This window comes from Desulfotignum phosphitoxidans DSM 13687 (genome assembly GCF_000350545.1).
Classification (GTDB): Bacteria; Desulfobacterota; Desulfobacteria; order Desulfobacterales; family Desulfobacteraceae; genus Desulfotignum; species Desulfotignum phosphitoxidans.
The window spans coordinates 1-25,942 of sequence record NZ_APJX01000011.1 but is presented as its reverse complement, the minus strand read 5'-3'; the positions used below and the strand labels follow the sequence as shown (position 1 = coordinate 25,942).

Genomic DNA, 25,942 nt, shown 5'->3' with positions numbered 1-25,942 from the left:
ATTAATCTTTGCCAAAAGCGACACCCTGTTCCCGTCATGATGTTACCGCCTTTCCGGCCAGATCTGCTCGGATATTTCCGTGAGTTTGTATTTCTGGATCTTGCCGGATGCGGTCATGGGGTAATCCGTCACAAAATGCACATACCGGGGAATTTTGTACCGGCTGATTTTGCCTCTGCAAAAATCGGTCACATCACTGGGCTCAAGATCTGCCCCGTCCTTTAAAATAATAAATGCGCCCACCTCTTCCCCGTATTTTTCACTGGGAACGGCCGCCACCTGAATATCTCTGATCCCGTCCATGCGGATGAGAAACTCTTCGATTTCTCTGGGATAGATGTTTTCTCCGCCCCGGATGATCATGTCTTTGTGCCGGCCCGTGATGGACAGGTTGCCCTGTTCATCCAGAACCCCTAAATCCCCGGTGTGGAGCCAGCCTTCGTCATCAATGGCTTTTTTTGTGGCTTCCGGATTGTTGTAATACCCTTTCATGATGTTGTACCCTTTGCAGCAGATCTCTCCCTGTTGTCCCGGCGCCAGGGGCTGGCCTGTTTCCGGGTCCGTGATCCTGACCTCGATGTGGGGCAGGGCCCTTCCCACGGTTTCCACCCGGAGCCGGATATCGTCATCAATGCGGGTGTAAGTCACCACAGGGCTGGCTTCGGTCAGCCCATAACAGATGGTGACATCCGTCATGTGCATCCGGTCGATCACCTGTTCCATCACATGCACGGGGCAGTTGGACCCGGCCATGATCCCGGTGCGCAAAGAGGAGAAATCAAACTTGTCAAACAGGGGATGATCCAGCAGCGCAATAAACATGGTGGGGACCCCGTACAGGGCCGTGCATTTTTCTTTTTCCACGGACGACATGACCATCACGGGATCGAATCCTTCCAGGATCACCATGCAGGTGCCATGATTCACGGCGGCAAGGACCCCGAGCACACACCCGAAACAGTGGAACAGGGGCACAGGCAGGCAGACACGGTCGTTTTGTGTGAATTTCTGGTTTTCCCCGATCCAGTACCCGTTGTTGCCGATATTGTAATGGGTGAGCATCACGCCCTTGGGAAATCCCGTGGTGCCCGAGGTGTACTGCATGTTCACCACATCATGGGGAGACAGGGATTTCTGCCGTTGGGCATACGCATCGTCTGACACCATCACGGCCAGGGCCCGGATCTCGGGAATGGTGTACATGCCCCGGTGCTTTTCCTGGCCCAGGAACCCCACCCGCTTGAGGCAGGGAAATTCTTTGCTCGTCAGGCGGCCCCGCTGGCAGGTTTTGAGCTCCGGCACCAGCTCATACACGGTATTGATGTAATCCGTGTCCTGGAACCCGTCGATGATGAACAGGTTTTCCGTTTCCGACTGCTGGAGCAGATATGCCAGTTCCGCGCTTTTGTAATTGGTGTTCACCGTGAGAAGAATGGCCCCGATTTTGGCCGTGGCAAACTGCAGGGTCACCCAGAAGGGAATGTTGGTGGCCCACACGGCCACTTTTTCCCCTTTTGTAACCCCCAGGGCCATGAGCCCTTTGGCCAGCTCATCCACCAGGTCCCCGAACTGCCTGTAGGTGAGACGAAAATCTCTGTCCACATATACCAGGGCATCGTGATCCCCGTATTTTGCCACGGTCTCGTCCAGCAGATCCCCCAGGGTAATCTCCCGCAATCCTGACTCTGTTGCCATAATTTCCCCCTGGTTATTCCGGTATATAGATGACCGCGTGGATGGCGGCTTTTTCGTCCCCGTGGCAGCTCACGTAATGGGGCACAATCGAGTTGTAATAGATGGAATCCCCGGGTCCCAGAATATGGGTTTCCTTGCCGTAGATCACCTCGATCTGTCCCTGGGTCACCACGATGAACTCTTCTCCCTCATGGGAGGACAAGGTTTTTTCTTCAGCGGATTCCGGCAGGATCTCCACGAAAAACGGCTCCATGTGCCGGTCCATCTTGCCTGTGCCCAGGGCATAGAAATTCAGGGCCGGGGATTTGCCGGAAACCCCGGACACGCTGAACTCGGCCGCTCTTGTGCTGTGCCGCACAATAAAAGGGTCGGCCTGTCCCTGGTCATCCAGGAACGTGCCCAGGCGCACGCCCAAAGCTCTGGCGATCTTCATCAACGGCCCCAGGGGCGGGTACACGTCTCTGGTGAGCATGGTTTCCAGAAACGGGACGGTCAGCCCGGTCTGCTCCGCCAGACCGGCCATGTCCATGCCGCGTTTATCCATATAGGTTTTAATGCGCTGGCTGATTTTTCCTGTCTGCATAATATCTCCAAAAAATACATGAAAAAATCAGCTTTATAATACAATCCGAAGGGCTTGTCAAAACTCTGTTAAATCCTGTTTATCTGTTGTCATCTCCTGCGGCTTTTGATAGCTTTCATTCACTTGACATAAATTCCGGGGAGCTTCATGAAATGGTGGAATCAATCTGTATTTTTTTAGGGTCCAGCCCGGGTGTGAACCCCGTGTATGCCCGGGCCGCGGCGGAAATGGGCAGGCAACTGGCCGCACACGGCCTGACCTGCGTGTATGGCGGATCAAACACCGGTCTGATGAAACTGTTGGCAGACAGTGCGCTGGAAGCCGGGGGCCGGGTGATCGGTGTGACGGTCCAGGCCCTGCGGGACAAGGAAATTTTCCATCCCGGGCTGACCCGCCTGCATGTGGTTTCCACCATGCATGAACGAAAGATGAAAATGGTGGAACTGTCTGACGGGTTTGTGGTCCTGCCGGGCGGGATCGGCACGTTTGAGGAGTTTTTTGAGATCTATACCCTGTCCATTCTGGGGTTCCATTCCAAGCCGTTCGGGCTCCTCAATATCAACAATTATTTTGCCCCCTTAGATGCCCTTCTGGACAGCGCCCAGGCCCAGGGATTTCTCAAAGCCCCCCACAGGGACGTGGTTTTGCGGGCAGACACCCCGGATGAAATGATCCGGCGCTTAATTAATTAATTAAAAATTTAAGGAATATTTGATGTATTTTTCAAAAGCTAAAATCTGTTTAATTTCGGTTGCCGGCGCGTTTTTTACATTTTTTTTATTTGCTGCAATGACGCATGCCTGTACAGGGGTGCGTCTTGTGGGAAAAGACGGAACCGCGGTTTTCGGCCGGACCCAGGAGTGGGGGAAATTCGATCTCAATGCAAAGATTGCCGTCATTGCCCGGGGCACATCGTTTCAGGGCAGAACACCGGAAGGAAACACTGGCCTGCAATGGGATGCAGAATACGGGTTTGCGGGCACGCTGCTTATGGACCGGGTTTTCTGCACCGGATTGAACGAAAAAGGACTGGCCGCGGGATTTTTTTATCACGACGGCTTTGCCGGGTATGCTGATTTCGACGTCAAAAAAGCCGATCAATCAATGGCCCCGGGCGATGTCCTTTCTTTCATCCTTTCGAGCTTTTCAACCCTGGAAGAGGTGCGTGACGGCCTGACCCAGGAACATGTCGTGGCCGTGGTGGATCCTGATCTGCACAAAACGGTTCCCATGCATCTGATGGTCACCGAACCCGGCGGAAAGTGCATGGTTATTGAATTCAAGGACGGTCAGGTGACATTTTTCGACAATCCTGTGGGCGTGATTGCCAACAACCCGACGTTTGACTGGCATTTGACCAATCTGCGCAATTACGGTTTTTTGTCCCAAAAGCCCTTTAAGGCTGAAAAATGGGGTGACCTGGAAATAACACCCCTGGCAGCAGGATCCGGGCTTCTCGGCCTGCCCGGAGATTTCACCTCCCCGTCCAGATTCGTGCGCGCAACTGTTTTTTCCCAGACCTCGCGCCCGACCGATGGCGGCCTGGATACGGTGCAGGAAGTTTTCAGAATCCTGGACAGCTTCCAGCTTCCGGCCAGCCAGTCCGAGGGAACGGATGCAGGCAATGCGGACAAGGGCAAATCACTTCCTTCCGGTACACAATATACCGTGGTCACGGATACAAAAAATCTGACTATCTATTATCACACCATGTTCAACCGCAGAATCAGGAAAATCGATTTAAAAACAATTGATTTCAGCAAGGGGCCTTTGCGCAGCATCCCGCTTGACGAAAACCGCAAACAGGATATCAGGGATATCACAGGCAAACTGGCAGTAAAGTAACTCCGGCCGCATTTTTCAAAGAAAGGATGACGAATGAATCATGATCTGGTGGATCCATTGTATTTTACCCGGCTGGCAGAACAGGACCCGGCCGATGTCTGCCGCCGGGCCGTGTGCACGTATGATGAGGCCGCCGGGATCTATGGGCTGACCGTCTGGGGAAGAGAATATGCTGTGGATCCCCGGCAGGGCCGGATCTTTTGTGTCAATCCGGACCCGTACCCGGAGCCGCTGCATCCTTATTTTGATCTGTTTGCCGTACATTATCTCCTGTCTGCCACAGAGGTTCCGCCGGCCGGTCAATGGATTTCGGAAAAAGATATCCCCGGCGGCAGCACTTTTTTCAGAGGCCCCCATGCGGTTCCGACCCATGGGATCGCCTCCCGGTTTGACGAAGATATCCAGGGATTCACCCGCCGGTGTGAGCAGTACGGCGGCACCCGGCTGGCCCTGGCAGATGCCGCGTTTTCGTTTTTCATCACCCCCCGGGTGCCCGTGGCCGTGCTGTTCTGGCAGGGGGATGAAGAATTTCCCGCAGAAGCGAAACTGCTGTTTGACAAAACCATTGCCCGCCATCTGGCATCGGATATTGTCTACGCTTTAGCCGTAGGCGTGTGTGAACAGCTGAAACATCCGGATATCCAAGCCATGTATTATAACCCTGTTCCAGACAGTGACGGGTCGTTTGATTGAAACAGTGGGATACCACAGCCGCGTTACAGGTTTATCACAAAACAACCAGGGGCTGATTTAGGAATCAAAGGGGAAGGATGGTCATCCGCTGCTTCGGGGCCTCCTTCCCGGCTGTGCCCTTTTCCCGGCCCCCATCCTCCGGGGGCCCGGTTTCCCGGACAATCACCCCGTGCATGTCCTGTTTCACGGACACAAATGCATTGATGCCGGTTATGGCGGTTCCCGCATGGAGGGTTCCCTTGACCCGTACCTCCGGGATGCCCTTTTCCCGGCCAGACCACTCAATCACCCCGGACATTTCACCGTTCAATTCATCGATCTCGGCCCCGATTTTTCCAAGTTTCTTCCGGATATCCAACACCAATCCGGAGAGACGATCCTGTTCATTGAAAAGGGCCTCCAGTTCCTGTTCATCTCTGGCCAGGGCGGTTGCCAGTAGTTCCAGGCGGCGGTGCAGCCCTGCTGCCTCGTCATCATCTGCTGCACGGGCAAGCGATTCAATTTTCTTCTGGCACGTCCGCTGCTCAACCGATGCACGGTCCATGCGCTGCACCTTGATGCCGATTTTTTTTTCAAGTTCATCATGGGAAGCCTTCAAAGGATTCAGACGGTCCTCAAGGGCGCGCGTCTCGTCGTTTCGCTGATTTATGGCTGTTTTCAGGTCACTGATTTTTTGCTTCACGTTTTCATCCACACCGATGACAAATGCACACGATTTTGACATTTCAGAGCCGATATCGTTGGCGATCACCCCTTTTTTTGCGGCAATTCTGGACGACAGGATATGACCGCTATTGAGGATACAGGCCCCGCCGATCTGAATTCTGGAATCAATGATCTCCTTTTCCACCACAACATCCCCCAGGGCTTCAATGGCGGCATCATGGATATATCGTGCCTGAACATTGCCGTCTGTTTTGATGGTGGCACCGATGACACCGCCATTGACGACGATGTCCCCGGTCATGATCACCTCGGCCCGTCGTATTTCCCCGGCCCTGAGGCTGTTTCCCCGCACCCGGTATCCATTTTGTATGGTTCCGGCCACATTGATTTTGCCTTCAAAGTCAGTGTGGCCGGTCTCTAAACCGATATCCCCCGTGATCTCAAGTTCGGGTGAGACACGCACTTTGCCCGTGGCCGATATCTCCGGAATCCCGTCGCAAAGGGCAATGATTTTCAGTTTGTCACTGGAGAGACCGGCCCCCTTGCCGAACTGGAGCGTCACGTCTCGGGGTTCGGGAACTGCGATGGTCTCTCCCGTTATATCTTTTCCCGGCACCCCGGCCACAGCGGGAATTTTTTCGGCCAGCACGCTTTTTTCAGTGACCAGTGAATACCGGCCCTTGCTTTTGAAATCAATGGCACCCCCTTTTTTAAGGGTGCCCACTTTTAACGGATCCGTATCAAAATGGTATGTAATGGTAGCGTCCCGGGGAGGAACGGGAGTGATCCCCTTAGCAATCTGAAGTGTTTCGTTTTCCGGAGCACTGGAGGCCAGGTAGGCGGCGATCCGGGTATCTTCCACGATGCCATGAGTAATATTGCGGGTCTGGAGGACCTGCTTAATGTCCGCCATTGTGACGGATTTCTTGTTTTCCCCGGAGATCCGCAGCGTTGCAAGGCACTTATCTGCGGATACTGACAGGGTAACGCAAGGATCGTCTGACGCTTTTTGGTCTGCTGTCTCTGCCGTCCGGGGACCAAAGCCGGGGGGCTCCAAAGCATCTCCGGCATCTTTTCTCAACCGGTTCTGGCGGGCAAGAATGGCATCCCGCTGATGTCCGGACAAAATGTTTGAAGCCACCAGAATATCACCGATGCGCTGAATTCGCCGATTTTTCTTGAAAAGCCGATTCTGTTCCTGGAGTGCTGAATCTATCTGTTCCCGGGTGGCGAACTTGTTTTTTATGGCAAGGATCCCGAACCGGATGTCCCGTTGCCTTGATTCATAGGCCTTCTGGACATGAAGCAGAACATCCAGCTGGGCCGGGGTGATCATATTTTCGTTGACAAGGATTTCTCCGAGATACGTTTTCTGGCCGGCAATTTTCGCTTCCAGGATTGCCAGGGCATCTGCAAGCTGGGCCGGGGTGATAAATTGATATTTTATCGCCAGTTTCCCCAGGAGTAACGTGCCATTGTCCCGGGATAAATTGTCAATGTGATCTTTTTCTTTTACCATAGGCAGCCCCTTTTACAATAATTGAACCGGCCGGATCTTTTTCCCGTGCGGTGACAACGTTTTTCCAAAAAAAAAAACCAGGTGTCTGTATCCGTCAGCGTCATGGAAATTAAAGCCATAATCCGATATCAGCCGGGTCGTGTCAACGATTGTTTTACTCATTCTCCATCAACATCATTTACGCAAGATCACCCAAAGAGATCCAGGAAATTAACCAGTCTTTAAAGGTTGTTTTTGAACTGAATACATAGCGCAAAATACCCAGAGGCGAACCTTTGCGTGCAGCTGACGGCCCGGGTCTTCTCGATGGTCGGCACCACACGGCGGTTCAACATAAAGAAAATCACGTATTTTTAAGGCGTTTTGCCGATGCATTTTAGGTAGTTTCCCCTATTGCCTTTTCACATCTCTTTTACTATACAGGGATACAGTCTCGCCTCCCCATCGGTCGACTACTCCTGTAACCGACAGAGCGGAGCTTTTGTCTCTCATAAAACCATCCGATTTTTTTTTATGCCATTTTTCAACATATCCGATTTCATCTGGGACGACTTCATCTATCCCCGGAACGCCCCAAAATGGAAAGTTTTGCCAGCAGTTTCCTGTCAAAGAGAGAAAAAAATTTTTATCGTTGACAATTTCAGCCTGCTAGGGCAAAAAAACGAACTATTAAAGTATAATCACCACTAAGTATTGAGAGGGAAAGACAATGAAAAAGCAGATTTTCCTGGTATTCCTATCCATTTTTGTCTTAATGATAGGCACTGCCATGGCTATAGAGAACAATTGGAAACCTCAGGCATCCCAGGGCTGGATGGTAATGGCCCAGTTTCCCCCCCAGGGCTCGGCCAAGTGTACTGGAGATTTGAGCTTGCTTCCGGAATCCATGAAACAATTGTGCCTGGGAGAAGGCAACCGGGCCTGGGCATTTTTGTACACCAATTTTTCAAAACTTGACCCCAAAACCGGGCAGGCGCCCACTGTGGGCATTACCCTTTACCATGATCTGAGTGCCAACCAATACTATCTTTACTGCGGCACAACCCTCATTAGGGGGTTTGATCCTACCGCCGGATTTCGCCCTGTGGCAGAAGGGGCTGTGGACGCCACTGCTGCCGCCTGCTTAAACTAGTCTGAGGGTGTTTAATACGGAGGCCAAAAATACCGGGACCGGGTGCCGGATGCGAAAACGACGGGTAGTAAAAGCCGTGGGACAAAAAAATCCTTAAAATTGATTAGAAAAGAAGAAAAAATCAGCAGAGGAAAAAAGAGGGGTATAAGGCCAGCCGTTGAGGTCATCCCCTCGCTCTCTGAGCGCCCGAAAACAGCAGACCATCGATGCTTACGGCGAAGCTTTGACGGCCGGGGCCCAGTTTCCCCCCATCCCGCCCCGGCGCCATCCTGGCCTTTCTCAACGCAGACTGGCGTGATTTTGAATCCACCCCGGCAAAAAAAGAATCTCCGGATCACGCCATCACCCTGTTTGATTTTCATACGCTTTTGTCAGAAACGGGATAGCAACTCACCCACCGCATTGAATGCCCTCTGTCATCTGAACGCCTCAGCGGCACCCTGGTGCAGAGAATGCAGGACAAGCGGATCCTGGGCACCGTCAGCAGAACCCTTTTAATCGCAAAACACATATAAGGAGGCAACCATCACAGGCACCCGCCAGCTGTACCTGCCCATTATTTACGCAAAATCACCCAAAGAGATCCAGGAAGTCCGGAGGCTGTTCCGGGAATACGAATCTTTCCTGAATGTGGATCTATGTTTCCAGCAGTTTGAGTCAGAGCTGGCAAATCTTCCGGGAAAGTATGCCCCGCCGTCCGGTACACTCCTGCTCGCCATGGACGGGCAAAAGGCTGTGGGTTGCGGTGCTTTGCGCAGATTGGGTACGATACAGGACCGCACTTGTGAGATGAAGCGGCTTTATGTATGCGCCGAAGCAAGGGGCCTGGGCACTGGCGGTCAAATCGCCGGACGGCTCATTCAGCAAGGCATTCGTTTGGGTTATTCTACCATGCTTCTGGATACACTGGATCGGTTGGAATCCGCCATCCATCTATACGAATCATTGGGTTTTGTGCGCACAAAACCATATTATGACAATCCGCTCCCCGGGGTTGTATATTGGAAACTGGACCTGAGAGGCCAGCATTGTGCTGCAGCTGATCCCGGTGTTCGGTAACATAGAGGAGAGGCAAAAACCTCAAACAAAAGGAAAATAGTGATGAGCGAAAACACACACCTTTACGTATTATGGACCAATGACAACCTGATTACAGCTGAAAAAATGGTATTTATGTATACGGTCAATTCTCTTGTTCATGGCTGGTGGGAAGAAGTGACCCTTATTATCTGGGGGGCGACTGCCAAACTGGTGAATGAAAATACAGATATCCAGGAACAGATCAAAAAGGCACAGGATGCGGGTGTTCACGTAACAGCCTGTAAAGCCTGTGCAGATCAGTTAGGCATTACGGAAACACTGGAAAAACTGAATATCGAGGTCAAGTATTGGGGCGTCCCGTTAACGGAAGTTTTAACGAACGGAGAAAAGCTGCTGACAATTTGAAAAACCTGTCAACTTTTGATCGCTGACTTCCAGCAGGATATTGAGAGGTGGAACCATGAAAACTGTGATCCTTGATGTTCGCACACCTGCCGATGCCATGGCGGATTTTACACAGGCCTGGAACACAGGAAAATCAGAGAAGTCAGACCGCATCAGCTTTGCGTCCCCGGAGTTGCTCTGGCGGGTATTGACCGCAAAACGCTGGGAATTACTCAAGATTCTCTGCGGCGCGGGGTCTGTATCAATTCGAGAAGCAGCCCGCCGTGCCGGCCGTGATGTCAAGGCCGTTCACAGTGATGTGACGGCACTGCTGAATGCCGGCATACTCACCCGCACGGACAAAGGGCGTATCGTTTTCCCCTATGATGCGGTGAAAGCCGGAATAACCTGGGAAGACAGCCAAAACAAAAATTGACAAAAGACAGCGCATGGATTATTCTGTACATAAAATATGTACAGAAATAACGTTCCAACTGGAGGTGACGATGCCGCAAGTAAATATAACGGAGTTTCGCAACCATCTTCCACATTATATGAAACAGGTACAAAATGGGGTTGAATTTCTGATAACAAGCCATGGAAAAAAAATTGCCCGCCTTGTCCCTGAATCCGATGCTGTAACAGAGGCCCACAACCGGCTCATGAAATTACGGGGGACAATGATCAAGGGAGACATTATAGAACCTGCCGGGGGAGAATGGCATGCGGACGCGGATAATTTGTGATACCCATATTCTGATCTTCTGGCAGGATGACCCGATGCGCCTGAGCAATGCGGCCCGGTCCGCCATTGAAAACGGATTGACTGACAAAACCCTTGCCTGTTCAGATATCTCCTTCTGGGAAATTGCCATGCTGATGCATTCCGGCCGATTGCGAAACGACATCTCACCGGTACAGTACATGACGGATCTTTGTCTGGCTTTATCCTTGACTGTCTGGCCGATTACACCGGAAATAGCATTTCTATCCCAGGAAAATTTTTTTCATCATAATGATCCTGCCGACCGGCTGATTGCAGCGACAGCCATTCATCACAATGCACCGCTGATCACTGCGGACAAAAAACTTCAAGATCTGGAACCGCTGACAGTGATATGGTAGCGAAAAGCGGTGCCAGACTGAAAGCCAACCTGACGCAGGCCCGGCTTGCTGAAAAACTTGGCATTCGTCAGAACATGATTTCTGACTATGAACGAGGCAAGAGAAGGCTTTCACCCGAAATGGCAGAACGTATAGCTGAAATCCTTGAAATCAAAGCTGACAGAATTTCATAGTGAGGACACCATGGAAAAATACCTGCCCATCATTTACGTGCGGGGGTACGCCGGAAGCCAGGGAGCGGTGGAGTCCACGGTGGACCGGCCGTACTACGGCTTCAATCTCGGCTCCACCCAGGTGCGTACCGGTCCGGACGGTGATCCGGACTTCTTCATCTTTGAAAGCCCCCTGGTCCGCCTGATCAAGGACCACGGCTACACGGATCTTTTTGCCCGGACCGGCAATGGCGGGGCCGTGGAGCTGCTCAACGGCGAGGACAAGCGGTATGAAACCGGCAGATTCCCTGTCCGGTCCCTCTGGATCTTTCGCTACTATGACCGGACCTCGGAACGTGCCGGCGACGGCACCCGTGATGTCATCGAGACCCTGGGAGAAAACCTGGGCTGCCTGGTGGATTATGTCCTGGCGCAGACGGGTGCCCCCCGGGTCCACCTGGTGGCACACTCCATGGGCGGGCTCATCTGCCGATCGCTGATCCAGCGGGTCTTACAGAAGGAGGCCGCAAAAAAGATCGACCGGCTCTTCACCTATGCCACACCTCACCGGGGCATTCACTTCCGGCGCGGTCTCGGCTTTTTGACCAGCGTGCGCGACCTGCTCGGGCTCAATGACTCCAACACCTTCGGCCCTGACCGGATGCGCGAGTTCCTTGGTTTCTCCAACAATTGGGACCCGAACCGCCTGAACGAGATGGGCGGACACTTTCCTGTTGACCGGGTCTTCTCGCTGGTCGGCACCAACCACACCGACTACAACCTGGCCCGGCTGGCCGTGGGGCCGGGCAGCGACGGCCTGGTGCAGATGGACCACGCCTATGTCAAAGGCAGCAGCCGTGCCTTTGTCTTTCGCAGTCACAGCGGGCCCCTGGGCATTGTCAACTCGGAAGAAGGGTACCAGAACCTCCAGCGCTTCCTCTTTGGTGACACCAGCGTGCGCATCGACCTGGAAAACGTCCGCCTCAAGAACGCCCTGCGCAGCAACGGGGATCTGCGCTTTCTGCTCATCGAGACCACGGTGCTGATCCGGGGTGAGCAGATCGTCATGACCGACCAGCGCGAGGAGCAAGGCTCAGCCCTGACCGTCCCGGCCCGGGCCCTGGAGACCGGATGTGAAACCCTGTTCCGCACCTATCTGATGAAGGCATACCGGCCCAGCGCCCGGGACCGCTATTCCAACTTTCAGATCCGGCTGCGTGTTCTACCCCTTTACGTGCGCAACCGCCGGGTGCTGCGGGACCGCCACTACTTTGGTGAACACCTGTTTCAGCACACCCTCACCGTGGGCATCCGGGACAGCGACGCCGGTGACGGCCGCCTGGTGCGGGCCAGATGGGCCGGGCTTGACAGCGATCTTCCCGCCACGGGCAAACGCTATCCCCGCAATGACAACATCCGCTTCCCCCTGCCGTCAAAGAACCTGGAACAGGGGGATCTGGTGCTCCGTGTCCGGGATGAGCATGGGAATTCCAGTTGAGTTGAAAGAAATCCCGACCACCATGGTGCCTTCGGGTGACTCTGGTATCGGAGATTACTGTGACATTGATGAAAATTTATTGGCAATGACACCATGAAAATCATTGAGGTAACGGTATGAGTCAAAAAAAGGTAAAAACTTTTTCTGTTCTTGATACACAAATCAGGGTTGTTCCGGTAGATAAGGAAGACTATATTTCTCTGACCGACATGCTCAAAGCAAAGGATGGGGACTTCTTTATTTCGGACTGGCTCAGGAACCGAAACACGGTTGAATTCCTCGGGATCTGGGAATCCGTCCACAATCCTGATTTTAATTATGGCGAATTCGACATAATTAAAAGTCAAGCCGGCTTGAACAGTTATCGAATCAGCATCAAGGAGTGGGTGAAAAAAACAAACGCTATTGGTCTTATGGCAAAAGCAGGGCGATATGGCGGCACCTATGCCCATAGAGACCTTGCTTTTGAATTCGGCATGTGGATCAGCCCCAAATTCAAGATTTATCTGATCAAAGAATTTCAGCGGCTCAAGGAAGCGGATCAGGCGCAGTTGGGCTGGGACATAAAGCGTTACCTGACAAAAATCAATTACCGCATTCACACCGATGCCATTAAAAACAATCTGATTCCCCTGGAACTCTCAAAGGCTCAGATCAATTTATCAATGAAGGTATGGCGCAAGAGGAGCGGCTGAAAAGACTGAACACCATTGCTATCCATCAGATGAAACTTCTGATTGCCGATCGTGGCATTCAACAATTAGAGGATAAATAATAGTGGTACTGCATCCTGTGTGCGACCGGCAAATTCACCGTCGTCATCCGGGACAGCGACGCCGGTGACGGCCGCCTGGTGCGGGCCAGATGGGCCGGGCTTGACAGCGATCTTCCCGCCACGGGCAAACGCTATCCCCGCAATGACAACATCCGCTTCCCTCTGCCGTCAAAGAACCTGGACCAGGGGGATCTGGTGCTCCGTGTCCGGGATGAGCGCAGCAACGCCACCTAACATCGTGCTGCAGCTGATTTCCAGCAAGATATTGAAAGGTGGAATAATGAAAACAGTGACGCTTGATGTTCGAACACCTGCCGATGCCATGGCAGATTTTACACAGGCCTGGAACACAGGAAAATCAGAGAAGTCAGCCCGCATAAGCTTTGCGTCTCCAGAGCTGCTCTGGCGGGTATTGACTGCAAAACGCTGGGAATTACTCAAGGTCCTCTGCGGCGCGGGGCCTGTATCAATTCGAGAAGCAGCCCGGCGTGCCGGCCGTGATGTCAAGGCTGTTCACGGCGATGTGACGGCATTGCTGAATGCCGGCATACTCACCCGCACGGACAAAGGGCGTATCGTTTTTCCATATGATGCGGTTAAAGTCGAGTTTCTGCTGCATGCGGCATAAGGCCATCCAAAGGAAAATTATGAAAAACATATTCGCATCCATACCGGATGCCTTTGAAGAAGAACTTTTTGACGATCTGCTCAAAAGCGGCAATATACGCATAGAGCGGATACTCTCCAAGGGACAGTCGTCGCCGGCACAGGGGTGGTATGACCAGTCTGAGCATGAATGGGTGGTTGTGCTGGAGGGATCCGGCATCATCGCTTTTGAAGACGGCAGAGAAATCACTTTGGGCAGAGGGGACTGTATCAACATCCCCGCCCATGTCAGACACCGGGTTAAATGGACAGATCCGGACCGGGTCACGATCTGGCTGGCGGTATTTTACGACTGATTTTTCCTCTTGATGACCTGATGGACGCTTTTAAAATTGTCGTTATTTGATGTAGGGCCGTGGAGTCCACTATGGACTGGGCTCGACAGCGATCTTCCCGCCACGGGCAAACGCTATCCCCGAAATGACAACATCCGCTTCCCGCTGCCATGAAAGAACCTGGACCAGGGAGATCTGGTGCTCCGTGTCCGGGATGAGCGCAGCAACGCCACCCGGCATTTGCTTTAAAGAGAACAAAATGAACATACCGATGTATCAGGTTGACGCGTTCACCGCCACCGTTTTTTCCGGTAATCCCGCCGCTGTCTGCCTGCTGGACACATGGCTTGACGATACCGTCCTGCAGGCGGTTGCAGCTGAGAACAACCTGTCAGAAACCGCTTTTCTGGTTCAAAACACCACCGGTTTTGACCTCAGGTGGTTTACCCCGGTCACAGAAGTGGCCCTGTGCGGTCATGCCACACTGGCCAGCGCGTTTGTGCAGTTTTTTTGCCAACACTGGGACAAAGATACAATCCTTTTTGACACCCGCCACAGCGGACCGCTGACGGTTGCCCGCAAGGGGGATCTCCTTGAAATGGATTTTCCATCCCGCCCCCCAGCCGCCTGTGAGCTGTCTGATACCCTCAGCCGCGCCCTGGGTGAGGCGCCCCTGCAGGTGTACAAATCAGCCGAAGACCTGATGGCCGTATTTGACAGCGAAACCACCGTGGCCGGAATGCAGCCGGATGTTGCCCTGCTGGCACAGCTGGACTGCCGGGGAATCATTATTACGGCGCCGGGAGATCACTGCGATTTTGTATCCCGGTTCTTTGGGCCAAAGGTGGGCGTTCCCGAAGACCCGGTGACAGGCTCTGCCCACTGCGTGCTGATTCCCTTTTGGGCATCGAAGCTGGGCAAAAATGATCTTCATGCCCGGCAGGTTTCCCAACGGGGCGGAGAGCTGGTCTGCCGGCTTGCCCATGACCGTGTAAGGATTGCCGGCCGGGCAGCACTCTATTTGGAGGGGATGATAAAGATTTGAATCTTCAGCCGCAATTTTGACAGGATGTATTGGATATAAACAGATTTATACAAAAGGTAAAATTGATTCCAACTTTAAAGACAAAACGATTGACGTTAAGACCTTTGTCTAAATCCGACCAATCTGCCATGGTCGATGCGATCATGTCAGATATGGATGTCATGCGCTGGCTGCCATATTCTGACGCTGTATCAACTTTTGAGGGACAGCAAGAAGTTGCTTTAGGGTATATCAATGATTTTATCAAGCCCTGGGATACTCTTGGATTTGGTGTGTGGGCTATTTGCATTGGGGATACTGAACTGGGTCCAGTGGGAACCTTTATCGGGTACTGTGGGTTCCTTCCTGAACAGATTGAGGGATCCGGACCGGAAATCGCCTATGCCATGCGCAAATCCATGTGGACCAAAGGGTTGGTAACAGAGGCGCTTACTGCATGCCTTGACTGGATTTTTATTAAGCCCGAGATTCATTTTGTACATGCGGTAACTGACAGGGAAAACTTTGCATCCCGCCGTGTAATGGAAAAAATCGGAATGAGGCATGAAAAAGATGTTGACCTCTACGGATCTGTGGCTAAAGGGAATGGCCTGCTTCCGTTTTATTATATAGATCGCGAGGTCTATATTAGAAACAGGCCAGACTGAAAGCCAACCTGACGCAGGTCCGGCTCGCTGAAAAACTTGGCATCCATGCAGCATAAGGCCATCCAAAGGAATTTTATCCCATGAACCGGTTCAAAGAAAACATGATCCGCCAGCTGACCACCCATGAAGGCCTGCGCCTCAAACCCTATCTTTGCCCGGCCGGCAAGCTCACCATCGGCATCGGCAGAAACCTGGAGGGCAAAGGCATCACAAAACAGGAAGCCGTCATGCTGCTGGAAAACGACATCCAGGAATGTCTGGATGATCTCATACCGCTGTTTGATGCATTTGACACACTCCCTGAACCGGTCCGGCAGGTCCTGGTGGACATGCGGTTCAACCTGGGCCCGGGAAGGTTTCGGCAGTTTAAAAAAATGATCGCCGCGGTCAACGCCCGTGACTTCCCCCAGGCTGCCGCACAGATGAAAGCCTCCCGGTGGTACCTTCAGGTGGGAAAACGGGCAGAAACCCTGACCGCCATGATGGCATCGGCACAGCTGCCGGATGGTTAAATCTCAGCAGTATTCTGCCGGGCAGCGACGATCGCCTGGTGCTGTAGAAATGGGCCGGGCTCGACAGCGATCTTCCCGCCACAGGCAAACGCTATCCCCGCAATGACAACATCCGGTTCCCCCTGCCGTCAAAGAACCTGGACCAGGGGGATCTGGTGCTCCGTGTCCGGGATGAGCGCAGCAACGCCACCCGGCATCAGCTTTAAGGAGAACAAAATGAACATACCGATGTATCAAATTGACGCGTTCACCGCCACCGTTTTTTCCGGCAATCCGGCCGCTGTCTGCCTGTTGGACACATGGCTTGACGATACCGTCCTGCAGGCGGTTGCCGCTGAGAACAACCTGTCAGAAACCGCGTTTCTGGTTCAAAACACCACGGGTTTTGACCTCAGATGGTTTACCCCGGTCACAGAAGTGGCCCTGTGCGGTCATGCCACACTGGCCAGCGCGTTTGTGCAGTTTTACTGCCAACACTGGAACAAAGATACGATCCTTTTTGACACCCGCCACAGCGGACCGCTGACGGTTGCCCGCAAGGGAGATCTCCTTGAAATGGATTTTCCGTCCCGCCCCCCAGCCGCCTGTGAACCGTCTGATACCCTCAGCCGCGCTCTGGGTGAGGCGCCCCGGCAGGTGTATGAATCAGACGAAGACCTGATGGCCGTATTTGACAGCGAAACCACCGTGGCTGGCTTGCAGCCGGACATGTCCCTTTTGGCACAGCTGGACAGCCGTGGAATCATTATTACGGCGCCGGGAGATCACTGCGATTTTGTATCCCGGTTCTTTGGGCCAAAGGTGGGCATTCCCGAAGATCCGGTGACAGGCTCTGCCCACTGCGTGCTGATTCCCTTTTGGGCATCGAAGCTGGGTAAAAATGATCTTCATGCCCGGCAGGTTTCCCAACGCGGCGGAGAGCTGTTCTGCCAACTTGCCCATGACCGTGTCATGATTGCCGGCCGGGCAGCACTCTATTTGGAGGGGATGATAAAGATTTGAATCTTCAGCCGCAATTTTGACAGGATGTATTGGATATAAACAGATTTATACAAACAATGAAATCATCAAAGGAAATACCCGTTGAGCAACATTTATATACCGGCTAAAGGACCTGAGGATTGGGCACAGCTACTGGCTGATCCTGTGAAACATTGGAGGACAGGATACTCTGCGCGGACGCTTGCTTACTCCTGGCAAAGCGCTGATGGCTTTCCTGCTGAAATAAAGGCGGCGTTTTCCGAAAACGAGTTTCTTTTTGATATCCAACTACTTATAGCCTTTCCAGAACACAAGGTCCCTTTGGCGGGAGGATCCAAGCCATCACAGAATGATATATGGGCACTGGCACGAACAAGCAGCGGTTTAGTCTCGATCGCTGTAGAAGGAAAGGTATCGGAACCCTTTGGCCCAACGCTGTCAGACTGGCTGGCGCAAGGATCTAAAGGGAAAGCTTCCCGACTGGCGTTCCTTCGCCGTGAACTGAATCTGAATGAAGCTTTGGCCGGCACGATAAGGTATCAGCTTATCCATCGCACCGGGTCTGCCGTCATTGAGGCGAAACGCTTCGGAGCCCCGCATGCTGTTATGCTTGTACACTCGTTCAGTCCAACCCGTGAATGGTTTCAGGATTTTGAGGCATTTGCAGTGTTGTTGCGTACCGAAGCTGCAATCAATCGTGTCGTTTATGCCGGGCAACGTGGAGGTGTTCATCTTCATATCGGCTGGATATGCGGAAATGAAAAATTTCTGGCTACATAGCAGCCGGACATGTCCCTGAAGCAATGCTCCCAAAATACCAAACAGAGGTCGCTGCAGAATGAAGAATGAAAAGAAAAAGCAAATGACCCTTTCCCCAAAACAGGCTCCCAATCTGGCCGAACCGCCACTGCTTCCGGACGGCTATCAGGATTTTCTCAGCGAAATTTCCACTCTGCTGGCGGCAGCCAGAAAGCAGGCAGCCCGGGCGGTCAATACTGTCCTGGTTGCCACCTACTGGGAACTTGGCAGAAGAATCATCGAGTTTGAACAGGGCGGCAAAGAGCGTGCCGGTTATGGCGCCCAACTGATTGAACGACTTTCCCGGGATCTGACCAAAAAATTCGGCAAAGGCTTTTCCCGGCAGAATCTGCAATATATGCGGCAATTATATACTGTCTATCCACCCGGCCAGATTCGCCAGACGGTGTCTGGCGATTTTCCGGCATCAATGTGCCAGACAGTGTCCGGCGAATCCTGCTTGCCCCTGAACATACTTGCCGAGGCCCTTCCGCTTTCCTGGTCCCACTATGTCCTCCTGATCTCCAGAAGCCGCTCGGATGAAGCCAGGCAATTCTACCATGCTGAAGCCCTGCGCGGCGGCTGGTCCGTGCGGCAGTTGCAGCGGCAGATCGACAGCCAGTTTTATGAGCGCATGGCCCTGTCAAAGGACAAGGCCGCCTTGCTGACCAAAGAGCGGAAGAAACAGGAACCCGGCCCGGCCAGTGCCGAGGAAACCATCAAGGACCCTTATGTTCTGGAGTTTCTCGGCCTCAAAGATGAATATTCGGAGAACGACCTGGAAGAGGCCTTGATCCAGCACCTGGAAACCTTTCTCCTGGAGCTGGGCAGTGATTTCTGCTTTGTGGGCCGCCAGAAAAGGCTGCGGATCGGCACGGAATGGTACCGGGTCGATCTGGTCTTTTATCACCGCCGGCTTCGCTGCCTGATGCTTATCGATCTGAAGCTGGGCCGCTTTACCCATGCCGATGCCGGTCAAATGCATCTTTATCTCAACTATGCCCGGGAGCATTGGACCCATGCGGATGAGAATCCCCCCGTCGGCCTGATCCTCTGTTCGTACAAGGAATCCGCCGTGGTCAAGTATGCCCTGGAAGGACTGGCCAGCAAGGTTCTGGCCGCGGAATACCGCACCGCGCTTCCTGACGAGGGCCGCCTGGCAAAGGAGATTGAGAAAACCCGGCGGTTACTGGATGAAAGAGCGCATCGCTGAAATCCTTGATATCAAAACAGACAGAATTTCATAATGAACCAGTTCAAAGAAAACATGATCCGCCAGCTGACCCGCCATGAAGGCCTGCGCCTCAAACCCTACCTTTGCCCGGCCGGCAAGCTCACCATCGGCTTCGGCAGAAACCTGGAGGGCAAAGGCATCACAAAACAGGAAGCTGTCATGCTCCTGGAAAACGACATCCAGGAATGCCTGGATGATCTCATACCGCTGTTTGATGAATTCGACACGCTCCCCGAACCGGTCCGGCAGGTCCTGGTGGACATGCGGTTCAACCTGGGCCCGGGAAGGTCCCGGCAGTTCAAAAAAATGATCGCCGCGGTCAACGCCCGCAATTTCCCCCAGGCTACCACACAGATGAAAGCCTCCCGGTGGTACCTTCAGGTGGGAAAGCGGGCAGAAACCCTGACCGCCATGATGGTATCGGCACAGCTGCCGCTTCCCGCTGCCGTCAAAGAACCGTTTAGGTAGTTTCCCCTATTGCCTTTTCACATCTCCTTTACTATACAGGAACAACTGTACCGCCTCCCCATCGGTCGATAACGCCTGTAACCGAAAGAGCGGAGCTATTTTTTCATGCCATTCTTCAACATATCCGATCTCATCTGGGACGACTTCATCTATCCCCGGAGCGCCCGAAAACAGCAGACCATCGATGCCTACGGCGAAGCTTTGACGGCCGGGGCCGCATTTCCTCCCATCATCATCCAGCCCGTGATCAATTATTCGGCCCCCAACACCAGCCTGTCCGAAATCCTCTTGCTGATCCTTGACGGGATCCACCGGTGGAGTGCGTACAAGGTCCTCGGCCTGACCGAAATCGAGGCCGTGCTCTGGCAGGACCAGCCCCTGGATTATGCCACCTGCAAGGACGACATGCTCCTGGAATCGGCCCGGCGCAACATCAATCACGGGGACCGGCTCAGTCAGACGGACAAGCGGCAGGTGGCCAGAGACATTGTTACCCGTGATCCGGAATATCAGTTGTCCGAGGAAATGCTTGCCGGCAGTCTCGGGGTCACTCAACAGACCGTCAACAACTGGATCAAAGACATCCGCGCAAGGCAGAAAGCCAGCAGGGACAGTACGATTCACCGTCTGAACCGCCTGGGATGGACCCAGCAGAAAATAGCTCAAGTGGTGGGTATAAGCCAGGCCCGTGTCTCAGGAATTATCGGAAATACAAATTTTTGTATTATTGATAATCTGATTGCCCAGGGACGTGAAATGCCTTATATAGCGGGGCATTTGAACATGGACCTGGCCACGGCATGGGCGATAAAACTGACGGGCCTCAAAGACCAGGAAAAATTCAAGGCCCTGGGATGGGGGCTCCGCACCTGGGACCAGTGGTATTTCAACGACTGCGACGACCGGTTCGGCACGGACTGGCCCGGCCGGATACCGGCCCAGCTGGTGGCCCATACCCTGTTTTATTTCACGGACCCCGGGGACCTGGTGATGGACCCCATGGCCGGCGGCGGGGTGGTGCCGGACGTGTGCCTGCTGTTTGAACGCAAATGCCAGGCCTTTGACCTGGCCCCCATCCCGGACCGCCCCGAGATCGAACCCTTTCACTGGACCGCTGACACCACCACCTGGCCCTGCACCCGGGAACCGGACCTGATCTTTTTCGATCCCCCCTATTTCACCAAAAAAAAGAAAGCCTACCAGGAAAAGGCAGATCCCCAAACCCCGCCCATCTCCTCACTATCCCGGCACCAATACATGCAGTTTTTTACCCGGTTTTTTGAACTGGCCCATGAAAACACCCGTCCCGGCGCCATCCTGGCCTTTCTCAACGCGGACTGGCGCGATTTTGAATCCACCCCGGCAAAAAAAGAATCTCCGGATCACGCCATCACCCTGTTTGACTTTCACCGGCTTTTGTCAGAAACAGGATGGAAACTCACCCACCGCATTGAATGTCCTCTGTCATCTGAACGCCTCAGCGGCACCCAGGTGAAAAACATGCAGGACAAGCGGATCCTGGGCACCGTCAGCCGAACCCTTTTAATCGCAAAACACATATAAGGAGGCAGCCATCACAGGCACCCGCCAGCTGTACCTGCCTGTGGAAATCCAGAAAATGCTGGAAGGCGCCGGCAGGATCCGGATTCAGCTGCTGTAAATCCAATTCAAGGAAAACAAAATGAACATCCCGATGTATCAGGTTGACGCGTTCACCTCCAGCGTTTTTTCCGGCAATCCGGCCGCTGTCTGCCTGCTGGACACATGGCTTGACGATACAGTCCCGCCCCCCAGCCGCCTGTGAACAGTCTGATACCCTCAGCCGCGCTCTGGGTGAGGCGCCCCGGCAGGTGTATGAATCAGACGAAGACCTGATGGCCGTATTTGACAGCGAAACCACCGTGGCCGGGATGCAGCCGGATATTGCCCTGCTGGCACAGCTGGACTGCCGGGGAATCATTATTACGGCGCCGGGAGATCACTGCGATTTTGTATCCCGGTTCTTTGGGCCAAAGGTGGGCGTTCCCGAAGACCCGGTGACCGGCTCTGCCCACTGCGTGCTGATTCCCTTTTGGGCATCGAAGCTGGACAAAAATGACCTTCATGCCCGGCAGGTTTCCCAACGGGGCGGAGAGCTGTTCTGCCGGCTTGCCCATGACCGAGTCAGAATTGCTGGCCGGGCAGCACTCTATCTGGAGGGGATGATAAAGATTTGAATCTTCAGCCGCAATTTTGAAGGATGTAGGGGATACTGAACTGGGTCCAGTGGGAACCTTTATCGGGCACTGTGGATTCCTTCCTGAACAGATTGAGGGATCCGGACCGGAAATCGCCTATGCCATGCGCAAATCCATGTGGACCGAAGCTTTTGGTCATCATGTCGAGAGGGAAACCGCATGAATGAAGATATCGTACAAATAAAGAATCACGATCCATCTCAGTCTCTTTTCCAGGATATCAAAAACCTGATTGAAACGGGACGTTCCAAGGTGGCAGTTACCGTCAATAAGGCTTTGACTCTTCTTTACTGGCAGGTTGGGCAGCGCATCCATAAAGAGATCCTGGTCCATGAGCGGGCCGAATACGGAAAACAGATTTTGCAGACACTGGCTGCAAAATTAACAGAAGCTTATGGACAGGGGTGGAGCGAAAGAAATCTGGCCTACATGGTTAAATTTGCACAAGTTTTTCCTGATCCTGATATTTTGCAGGCACTGTGTGCAAAATTGAGTTGGAGCCATTTCAAAGACTTGATTTATATTCAAGACCCTCTCAAACGGGAATTTTATGCGGAAATGTGCCGCCATGAAAGCTGGAGCGTACGAACCCTGAGAAAAAAAATCGATGCCATGCTTTTTGAACGCACAGCCTTGTCCAGAAAACCCGATGAAGTCATTGTTCAGGAACTGAGAGACTTGCGGGAAACTGATAAATTATCGGCGGATCTGGTTTTCCGTGACCCGTATTTTCTTGACTTTTTGGGACTCCAGGACCGGTACGTGGAGAAAGATATTGAGGATGCTATTTTACGGGAACTGGAGCATTTTTTGCTTGAGCTTGGCAGCGGATTCGCGTTTTTGGCCCGCCAGAAACGGTTTCAACTGGACAATGACGATTATTACATTGACCTGCTGTTTTACCATCGGCACCTGAACCGGTTGATTGCCATTGACCTGAAGCTGGGGGATTTCAAGGCACAGGACAAAGGCCAAATGGAGCTGTATCTCAGATGGCTTGCCAAAAATGAACAGCATCCGGAAGAAAAATCACCCCTGGGTATTATCCTTTGTGCCGGGAAAAAGCAGGATCTGGTGGAGCTGATGGAGTTGGGACAGTCCGGTATTCATGTGGCTGAATACCTCACGCTTCTGCCGGAAAAAGCCCTGTTGCAGCAGAAACTGCACGATGCCGTCACCAAGGCCCGGCTTCGCCTGGAAAACAGGAGAGCAGAGGACGAATGACGTTGGAAACCAAGAAGGCTTTACAGTTCAAGATCAAACAGATATGTTGCAAAAGGACATAGATGTTTTCGACCCTCCCATCATTTACGTGCGGGGGTATGCCGGAAGCAAGGGGACTGTGGAGTCCACTGTGGACCGGCCTTACTATGGCTTCAATCTCGGCTCCACCCAGGTGCGGGCCAAATGGGCCGGGCTCGACAGCGATCTCCCCGCCACGGGCAAACGCTATCCCCGCAATGACAACATCCGCTTCCCATTGCCATCAAAGAACCTGGACCAGGGAGATCTGGTGCTCCGTGTCCGGGATGAGCGCAGCAACTCCACCCGGCATCTGCTTTAAGGAGAATAAAATGAACATACCGATGTATCAGGTTGACGCGTTCACCACCACCGTTTTTTCCGGCAATCCGGCCGCTGTCTGCCTGCTGGACACATGGCTTGACGATACCGTCCTGCAGGCGGTTGCCGCTGAGAACAACCTGTCAGAAACCGCGTTTCTGGTTCAAAACACCACGGGTTTTGACCTCAGATGGTTTACCCCGGTCACGGAAGTGGCCCTGTGCGGTCATGCCACACTGGCCAGCGCGTTTGTGCAGTTTTTTTGCCGGCACTGGAACAAAGACACAATCGTTTTTGACACCCGCCACAGCGGACCGCTGACGGTTGCCCGAAAGGGGGATCTCCTTGAAATGGATTTTCCATCCCGCCCCCCAGCCGCCTGTGAGCCGTCTGATACCCTCAGCCGTGCCCTGGGTGAGGCACCCCAACAGGTGTACAAATCAGCCGAAGACCTGCTGGCCGTATTTGACAGCGAAACCACCGTGACTGGCTTGCAGCCGGATGTTGCCCTGCTGGCACAGCTGGACTGCCGGGGCATCATTGTTACGGCGCCGGGAGATCACTGCGATTTTGTATCCCGGTTCTTTGGGCCAAAGGTGGGCATTCCCGAAGACCCGGTGACCGGCTCTGCCCACTGCGTGCTGATTCCCTTTTGGGCATCGAAGCTGGGCAAAAACGACCTTCATGCCCGGCAGGTTTCCCAACGGGGCGGAGAGCTGTTCTGCCGGCTTGCCCATGACCGTGTCAGGATTGCCGGCCGGGCAGCACTTTATCTGGAGGGGATGATAAAGATTTGAATCAGCCGCCGCCCCAGGTTTGACATCTTTCCCCATTGTGGGGCAGAACTTGAAACAGTCCTGGTATACTGAAACGGCAGATCACCGACTGGAGGAAGGCGACATTAGGCAAAAACTTATTTTTTTCGGTCCGGGTTGCCACAGATCCTAATCATTAAATATAGTTCTCAGTAAAAAATCTTGCAAAGCTATAACCATTATGCAAAAAGAAGATCATATCAAGATTTCATAACTTCATAGCCGAGAGGGTGAGAATGAAAATCGCAGACTGCCTACCCAATATGTCAATGCTGTATCTCAAAAGGATTGTAAACAGCATACTCAAAGATGATATCACCAAAGGGGATGAAGAAAGACATCGTGAACAAATCGCCCAAAATGAAGCAGAACTTTTCAGTGATGAAAGAATACGGAAGGTTCTGGATCTGGAGTCATACAAAAGGAGTCAGCGTATTCTCACCGAGGGAATATTGAAAGGCCTTCTGTTGAGCTCAGAAATGGCATGCCCTGAAGATGAATTATTCAAGCTTGTGCAAAAATTTGAGCAAGCTGTTATTGATGAAGCAAAATCAGAAAACGCTTTTAAATTCAGTGATCCCAAATCTGTGGAAATCTATGAAACCGTTCTGGATGTGGCATTGGAAGACGACCATGTATCAATAGATGAGTTTCGAATGCTTGAACGTCTTCGGATTAAGCTGGGAATTACCCGTCGCGAGCATCGGCTACTGGAAGCAAAACTTGGGAAATTTCCGCAACCTAAAAATGAACTCCACAATTCCAGTTTTTTTACAGATGCGATAAAATACCTCCAGTCTATCGGAATTCTGTTCTGTTGCAATAAAATGGAAGGGGGCTCCGTTCTGGTTTTACCGGAAGAAATAGCACCTATTGTAAAATCAATCCTTGGCTTTGAAATGAAGCCGGAATCTCAAAAACTCATGCATGAGACATTATCTACATACCAGCTGCGTTCTGCGTTAAAATATATGAACCTGCCTCTGTCCGGGTCTAAGGCAGAGCGATCCGAAAGGCTCCTGATGAGCGCGGACTCGCAAGTTGATGGATAGATGGTCAACAAAGATGAGGGATGCGCTGCGCTCATCGGCCGTTTTTTTAAGGTATAAGCGGAAGTTTTGAATAAGGTAAAAAAACGAGAAGAAGCGGCAATTAGAATCATTCTTTCTGAGAATTTTCACGATAAAGCAGGGCGAGATCAAAAACCAAATGCCTCCGATTTCAGCCAATAATTTTTTCTGCTTTCAATAAAGTCCTCGTCAGATAATGTATTTTTTTTTGTTCACCTGCATGATTACGCCAATCCTGTCTTTCCTGGATAATACGATTGTAGATTTCCGTTCGGATAAATCCTCTTCGATAGAGAGCCAAAGCATATGCAAAATCAGTGGCGGATTCATTACCTTTATCATAAAGGGGCCGGGTAATATTGTTTTTATGACACACGACCCCCCCGGGGTTGATGGGAAAAAAGCCTTTTGAGAACAGGAGGATAGTTTTATTTCAGGGATATTCGCCTGGCGTTTCCAATCAACCCATACAAGTTTTGCCAATGGGTACTGTCCCGAAGGCGTTTTGTGTTTTTCCTTTCTG

General features: G+C 52.5%; 35 protein-coding genes. 31 read left to right on the top strand and 4 right to left on the bottom strand.

The features are described from left to right. Window positions 1–42 precede the first annotated feature (42 nt). Entirely contained in the window at window positions 43–1,695 is a 1,653-nt protein-coding gene (locus DPO_RS19245; protein ID WP_006968032.1) for an AMP-binding protein, read from the bottom strand. A 13-nt stretch (window positions 1,696–1,708) separates the two neighbouring features. Continuing rightward, the gene (locus DPO_RS19240) at window positions 1,709–2,278 is read right to left on the bottom strand and encodes a cupin domain-containing protein (RefSeq protein WP_006968031.1); all 570 of its coding nucleotides are present in this window, start codon (window positions 2,276–2,278) and stop codon (window positions 1,709–1,711) included. A 152-nt stretch (window positions 2,279–2,430) separates the two neighbouring features. Here DPO_RS19240 and DPO_RS19235 point away from each other — a divergent pair, with 152 nt between their 5' ends. Genes DPO_RS19235 through DPO_RS19225 form a run of 3 tightly spaced genes read left to right on the top strand, consistent with a single transcriptional unit; the run spans window position 2,431 to window position 4,816 of the window. Next, window positions 2,431–2,970: an LOG family protein gene (locus DPO_RS19235; RefSeq protein WP_006968030.1), complete on the top strand. Its 540-nt coding sequence runs from the start codon at window positions 2,431–2,433 to the stop codon at window positions 2,968–2,970. A 22-nt stretch (window positions 2,971–2,992) separates the two neighbouring features. Next, window positions 2,993–4,123 (top strand): linear amide C-N hydrolase, encoded by a 1,131-nt coding sequence (locus DPO_RS19230; protein ID WP_006968029.1) that lies wholly within the window; start codon window positions 2,993–2,995, stop codon window positions 4,121–4,123. A gap of 33 nt (window positions 4,124–4,156) precedes the next feature. Further along, complete coding sequence (locus DPO_RS19225) at window positions 4,157–4,816, top strand: DUF3786 domain-containing protein (RefSeq protein ID WP_006968028.1); 660 nt, start codon at window positions 4,157–4,159, stop codon at window positions 4,814–4,816. Window positions 4,817–4,880: 64 nt separating this feature from the next. On the opposite strand, the gene DPO_RS19220 is transcribed toward DPO_RS19225, so the two are convergent. After that, window positions 4,881–7,001, bottom strand: a complete 2,121-nt coding sequence (locus DPO_RS19220; protein ID WP_006968027.1) for a DUF342 domain-containing protein — start codon at window positions 6,999–7,001, stop codon at window positions 4,881–4,883. A 769-nt stretch (window positions 7,002–7,770) separates the two neighbouring features. On the opposite strand from DPO_RS19220, the gene DPO_RS19215 reads away from it, so the two are divergent. The 28 genes from DPO_RS19215 (at window position 7,771) to DPO_RS19100 (ending at window position 25,401) form a co-directional block, all read left to right on the top strand. After that, window positions 7,771–8,133 carry a hypothetical protein gene (locus DPO_RS19215; RefSeq protein WP_152427740.1) on the top strand — a complete coding sequence of 121 codons (363 nt, stop codon included), beginning with the start codon at window positions 7,771–7,773 and terminating at the stop codon, window positions 8,131–8,133. 157 nt (window positions 8,134–8,290) lie between these two features. Further along, the gene (locus DPO_RS25575; RefSeq protein ID WP_160166930.1) at window positions 8,291–8,431 is read left to right on the top strand and encodes a hypothetical protein; all 141 of its coding nucleotides are present in this window, start codon (window positions 8,291–8,293) and stop codon (window positions 8,429–8,431) included. Window positions 8,432–8,763: 332 nt separating this feature from the next. Beyond that, window positions 8,764–9,192 (top strand): GNAT family N-acetyltransferase, encoded by a 429-nt coding sequence (locus DPO_RS19210; protein ID WP_006968025.1) that lies wholly within the window; start codon window positions 8,764–8,766, stop codon window positions 9,190–9,192. 42 nt (window positions 9,193–9,234) lie between these two features. Next, a complete protein-coding gene (locus DPO_RS19205) occupies window positions 9,235–9,579 on the top strand; it encodes a DsrE family protein (protein ID WP_006968020.1) in 345 nt (114 codons plus the stop codon). 55 nt (window positions 9,580–9,634) lie between these two features. Beyond that, window positions 9,635–9,994, top strand: a complete 360-nt coding sequence (locus DPO_RS19200) for an HVO_A0114 family putative DNA-binding protein (RefSeq protein WP_006968019.1) — start codon at window positions 9,635–9,637, stop codon at window positions 9,992–9,994. A 13-nt stretch (window positions 9,995–10,007) separates the two neighbouring features. Then, window positions 10,008–10,304 carry a type II toxin-antitoxin system Phd/YefM family antitoxin gene (locus tag DPO_RS19195; RefSeq protein ID WP_201765648.1) on the top strand — a complete coding sequence of 99 codons (297 nt, stop codon included), beginning with the start codon at window positions 10,008–10,010 and terminating at the stop codon, window positions 10,302–10,304. Beyond that, entirely contained in the window at window positions 10,282–10,683 is a 402-nt protein-coding gene (locus tag DPO_RS19190) for a type II toxin-antitoxin system VapC family toxin (protein ID WP_006968016.1), read from the top strand. The genes DPO_RS19195 and DPO_RS19190 overlap by 23 nt, the downstream gene beginning before the upstream one ends. After that, window positions 10,677–10,856 carry a helix-turn-helix domain-containing protein gene (locus tag DPO_RS19185; RefSeq protein ID WP_006968015.1) on the top strand — a complete coding sequence of 60 codons (180 nt, stop codon included), beginning with the start codon at window positions 10,677–10,679 and terminating at the stop codon, window positions 10,854–10,856. The genes DPO_RS19190 and DPO_RS19185 overlap by 7 nt, the downstream gene beginning before the upstream one ends. A 10-nt stretch (window positions 10,857–10,866) precedes the next feature. Next, window positions 10,867–12,333, top strand: coding sequence for an alpha/beta hydrolase (locus DPO_RS19180; RefSeq protein ID WP_006968013.1), 1,467 nt, complete (start codon window positions 10,867–10,869; stop codon window positions 12,331–12,333). 116 nt (window positions 12,334–12,449) lie between these two features. Then, entirely contained in the window at window positions 12,450–13,028 is a 579-nt protein-coding gene (locus DPO_RS19175; RefSeq protein ID WP_006968011.1) for a KilA-N domain-containing protein, read from the top strand. A 158-nt stretch (window positions 13,029–13,186) separates the two neighbouring features. Then, entirely contained in the window at window positions 13,187–13,342 is a 156-nt protein-coding gene (locus DPO_RS25295) for a hypothetical protein (protein ID WP_201765647.1), read from the top strand. 46 nt (window positions 13,343–13,388) lie between these two features. Further along, window positions 13,389–13,736 carry an HVO_A0114 family putative DNA-binding protein gene (locus tag DPO_RS19170; RefSeq protein ID WP_006968009.1) on the top strand — a complete coding sequence of 116 codons (348 nt, stop codon included), beginning with the start codon at window positions 13,389–13,391 and terminating at the stop codon, window positions 13,734–13,736. A 19-nt stretch (window positions 13,737–13,755) separates the two neighbouring features. Further along, complete coding sequence (locus DPO_RS19165) at window positions 13,756–14,070, top strand: cupin domain-containing protein (protein WP_006968007.1); 315 nt, start codon at window positions 13,756–13,758, stop codon at window positions 14,068–14,070. 238 nt (window positions 14,071–14,308) lie between these two features. Further along, the gene (locus tag DPO_RS19160; protein WP_040012103.1) at window positions 14,309–15,094 is read left to right on the top strand and encodes a PhzF family phenazine biosynthesis protein; all 786 of its coding nucleotides are present in this window, start codon (window positions 14,309–14,311) and stop codon (window positions 15,092–15,094) included. Between the two features lie 29 nt (window positions 15,095–15,123). Next, window positions 15,124–15,741, top strand: a complete 618-nt coding sequence (locus DPO_RS24150; protein ID WP_051069405.1) for a GNAT family N-acetyltransferase — start codon at window positions 15,124–15,126, stop codon at window positions 15,739–15,741. Then, a complete protein-coding gene (locus DPO_RS26775; RefSeq protein ID WP_353740182.1) occupies window positions 15,738–15,797 on the top strand; it encodes a hypothetical protein in 60 nt (19 codons plus the stop codon). Before DPO_RS24150 ends, DPO_RS26775 begins: the two co-directional genes overlap by 4 nt. A 24-nt stretch (window positions 15,798–15,821) precedes the next feature. Continuing rightward, the gene (locus tag DPO_RS19150; protein ID WP_006968000.1) at window positions 15,822–16,253 is read left to right on the top strand and encodes a glycoside hydrolase family protein; all 432 of its coding nucleotides are present in this window, start codon (window positions 15,822–15,824) and stop codon (window positions 16,251–16,253) included. Between the two features lie 216 nt (window positions 16,254–16,469). Beyond that, window positions 16,470–17,255, top strand: coding sequence for a PhzF family phenazine biosynthesis protein (locus DPO_RS19145; protein WP_006967998.1), 786 nt, complete (start codon window positions 16,470–16,472; stop codon window positions 17,253–17,255). An 81-nt stretch (window positions 17,256–17,336) separates the two neighbouring features. Beyond that, window positions 17,337–18,014: a DUF6946 family protein gene (locus DPO_RS19140; protein ID WP_006967997.1), complete on the top strand. Its 678-nt coding sequence runs from the start codon at window positions 17,337–17,339 to the stop codon at window positions 18,012–18,014. 82 nt (window positions 18,015–18,096) lie between these two features. Further along, window positions 18,097–19,245: a PDDEXK nuclease domain-containing protein gene (locus DPO_RS19135; RefSeq protein ID WP_040012117.1), complete on the top strand. Its 1,149-nt coding sequence runs from the start codon at window positions 18,097–18,099 to the stop codon at window positions 19,243–19,245. A gap of 33 nt (window positions 19,246–19,278) precedes the next feature. Further along, the gene (locus DPO_RS19130; protein WP_006967993.1) at window positions 19,279–19,734 is read left to right on the top strand and encodes a glycoside hydrolase family protein; all 456 of its coding nucleotides are present in this window, start codon (window positions 19,279–19,281) and stop codon (window positions 19,732–19,734) included. Between the two features lie 105 nt (window positions 19,735–19,839). Next, window positions 19,840–21,297, top strand: a complete 1,458-nt coding sequence (locus DPO_RS25290; protein ID WP_006967992.1) for a class I SAM-dependent methyltransferase — start codon at window positions 19,840–19,842, stop codon at window positions 21,295–21,297. Between the two features lie 118 nt (window positions 21,298–21,415). Beyond that, complete coding sequence (locus DPO_RS26200) at window positions 21,416–21,538, top strand: PhzF family phenazine biosynthesis protein (RefSeq protein WP_006967991.1); 123 nt, start codon at window positions 21,416–21,418, stop codon at window positions 21,536–21,538. Further along, window positions 21,504–21,950 carry a PhzF family phenazine biosynthesis protein gene (locus DPO_RS19120; RefSeq protein ID WP_006967989.1) on the top strand — a complete coding sequence of 149 codons (447 nt, stop codon included), beginning with the start codon at window positions 21,504–21,506 and terminating at the stop codon, window positions 21,948–21,950. The genes DPO_RS26200 and DPO_RS19120 overlap by 35 nt, the downstream gene beginning before the upstream one ends. A gap of 180 nt (window positions 21,951–22,130) precedes the next feature. Then, on the top strand, window positions 22,131–23,195 hold the full coding sequence (locus DPO_RS19115) for a PDDEXK nuclease domain-containing protein (protein WP_006967988.1): 1,065 nt from the start codon (window positions 22,131–22,133) through the stop codon (window positions 23,193–23,195). Between the two features lie 43 nt (window positions 23,196–23,238). Then, on the top strand, window positions 23,239–23,535 hold the full coding sequence (locus DPO_RS19110; protein WP_006967986.1) for a hypothetical protein: 297 nt from the start codon (window positions 23,239–23,241) through the stop codon (window positions 23,533–23,535). Window positions 23,536–23,545: 10 nt separating this feature from the next. Next, entirely contained in the window at window positions 23,546–24,331 is a 786-nt protein-coding gene (locus DPO_RS19105; RefSeq protein WP_006967985.1) for a PhzF family phenazine biosynthesis protein, read from the top strand. A gap of 254 nt (window positions 24,332–24,585) precedes the next feature. Then, window positions 24,586–25,401 (top strand): hypothetical protein, encoded by an 816-nt coding sequence (locus DPO_RS19100; RefSeq protein ID WP_006967984.1) that lies wholly within the window; start codon window positions 24,586–24,588, stop codon window positions 25,399–25,401. 169 nt (window positions 25,402–25,570) lie between these two features. On the opposite strand, the gene DPO_RS26770 is transcribed toward DPO_RS19100, so the two are convergent. After that, entirely contained in the window at window positions 25,571–25,795 is a 225-nt protein-coding gene (locus DPO_RS26770) for a hypothetical protein (RefSeq protein WP_152427739.1), read from the bottom strand. Window positions 25,796–25,942: the final 147 nt, after the last annotated feature.

What these genes read in the sequence shown, in the direction of transcription:
- DPO_RS19245 (WP_006968032.1), bottom strand. Translation starts at nt 1,695, where the DNA reads ATGGCAACAGAGTCAGGATTGCGGGAGATTACCCTGGGGGATCTGCTG.
- DPO_RS19240 (WP_006968031.1), bottom strand. Translation starts at nt 2,278, where the DNA reads ATGCAGACAGGAAAAATCAGCCAGCGCATTAAAACCTATATGGATAAA.
- DPO_RS19235 (WP_006968030.1), top strand. Translation starts at nt 2,431, where the DNA reads ATGGTGGAATCAATCTGTATTTTTTTAGGGTCCAGCCCGGGTGTGAAC.
- DPO_RS19230 (WP_006968029.1), top strand. Translation starts at nt 2,993, where the DNA reads ATGTATTTTTCAAAAGCTAAAATCTGTTTAATTTCGGTTGCCGGCGCG.
- DPO_RS19225 (WP_006968028.1), top strand. Translation starts at nt 4,157, where the DNA reads ATGAATCATGATCTGGTGGATCCATTGTATTTTACCCGGCTGGCAGAA.
- DPO_RS19220 (WP_006968027.1), bottom strand. Translation starts at nt 7,001, where the DNA reads ATGGTAAAAGAAAAAGATCACATTGACAATTTATCCCGGGACAATGGC.
- DPO_RS19215 (WP_152427740.1), top strand. Translation starts at nt 7,771, where the DNA reads ATGGCTATAGAGAACAATTGGAAACCTCAGGCATCCCAGGGCTGGATG.
- DPO_RS19205 (WP_006968020.1), top strand. Translation starts at nt 9,235, where the DNA reads ATGAGCGAAAACACACACCTTTACGTATTATGGACCAATGACAACCTG.
- DPO_RS19200 (WP_006968019.1), top strand. Translation starts at nt 9,635, where the DNA reads ATGAAAACTGTGATCCTTGATGTTCGCACACCTGCCGATGCCATGGCG.
- DPO_RS19195 (WP_201765648.1), top strand. Translation starts at nt 10,008, where the DNA reads ATGGATTATTCTGTACATAAAATATGTACAGAAATAACGTTCCAACTG.
- DPO_RS19190 (WP_006968016.1), top strand. Translation starts at nt 10,282, where the DNA reads ATGCGGACGCGGATAATTTGTGATACCCATATTCTGATCTTCTGGCAG.
- DPO_RS19185 (WP_006968015.1), top strand. Translation starts at nt 10,677, where the DNA reads ATGGTAGCGAAAAGCGGTGCCAGACTGAAAGCCAACCTGACGCAGGCC.
- DPO_RS19180 (WP_006968013.1), top strand. Translation starts at nt 10,867, where the DNA reads ATGGAAAAATACCTGCCCATCATTTACGTGCGGGGGTACGCCGGAAGC.
- DPO_RS19175 (WP_006968011.1), top strand. Translation starts at nt 12,450, where the DNA reads ATGAGTCAAAAAAAGGTAAAAACTTTTTCTGTTCTTGATACACAAATC.
- DPO_RS19170 (WP_006968009.1), top strand. Translation starts at nt 13,389, where the DNA reads ATGAAAACAGTGACGCTTGATGTTCGAACACCTGCCGATGCCATGGCA.
- DPO_RS19165 (WP_006968007.1), top strand. Translation starts at nt 13,756, where the DNA reads ATGAAAAACATATTCGCATCCATACCGGATGCCTTTGAAGAAGAACTT.
- DPO_RS19160 (WP_040012103.1), top strand. Translation starts at nt 14,309, where the DNA reads ATGAACATACCGATGTATCAGGTTGACGCGTTCACCGCCACCGTTTTT.
- DPO_RS19150 (WP_006968000.1), top strand. Translation starts at nt 15,822, where the DNA reads ATGAACCGGTTCAAAGAAAACATGATCCGCCAGCTGACCACCCATGAA.
- DPO_RS19145 (WP_006967998.1), top strand. Translation starts at nt 16,470, where the DNA reads ATGAACATACCGATGTATCAAATTGACGCGTTCACCGCCACCGTTTTT.
- DPO_RS19135 (WP_040012117.1), top strand. Translation starts at nt 18,097, where the DNA reads ATGACCCTTTCCCCAAAACAGGCTCCCAATCTGGCCGAACCGCCACTG.
- DPO_RS19130 (WP_006967993.1), top strand. Translation starts at nt 19,279, where the DNA reads ATGAACCAGTTCAAAGAAAACATGATCCGCCAGCTGACCCGCCATGAA.
- DPO_RS25290 (WP_006967992.1), top strand. Translation starts at nt 19,840, where the DNA reads ATGCCATTCTTCAACATATCCGATCTCATCTGGGACGACTTCATCTAT.
- DPO_RS26200 (WP_006967991.1), top strand. Translation starts at nt 21,416, where the DNA reads ATGAACATCCCGATGTATCAGGTTGACGCGTTCACCTCCAGCGTTTTT.
- DPO_RS19115 (WP_006967988.1), top strand. Translation starts at nt 22,131, where the DNA reads ATGAATGAAGATATCGTACAAATAAAGAATCACGATCCATCTCAGTCT.
- DPO_RS19110 (WP_006967986.1), top strand. Translation starts at nt 23,239, where the DNA reads ATGTTGCAAAAGGACATAGATGTTTTCGACCCTCCCATCATTTACGTG.
- DPO_RS19105 (WP_006967985.1), top strand. Translation starts at nt 23,546, where the DNA reads ATGAACATACCGATGTATCAGGTTGACGCGTTCACCACCACCGTTTTT.
- DPO_RS19100 (WP_006967984.1), top strand. Translation starts at nt 24,586, where the DNA reads ATGAAAATCGCAGACTGCCTACCCAATATGTCAATGCTGTATCTCAAA.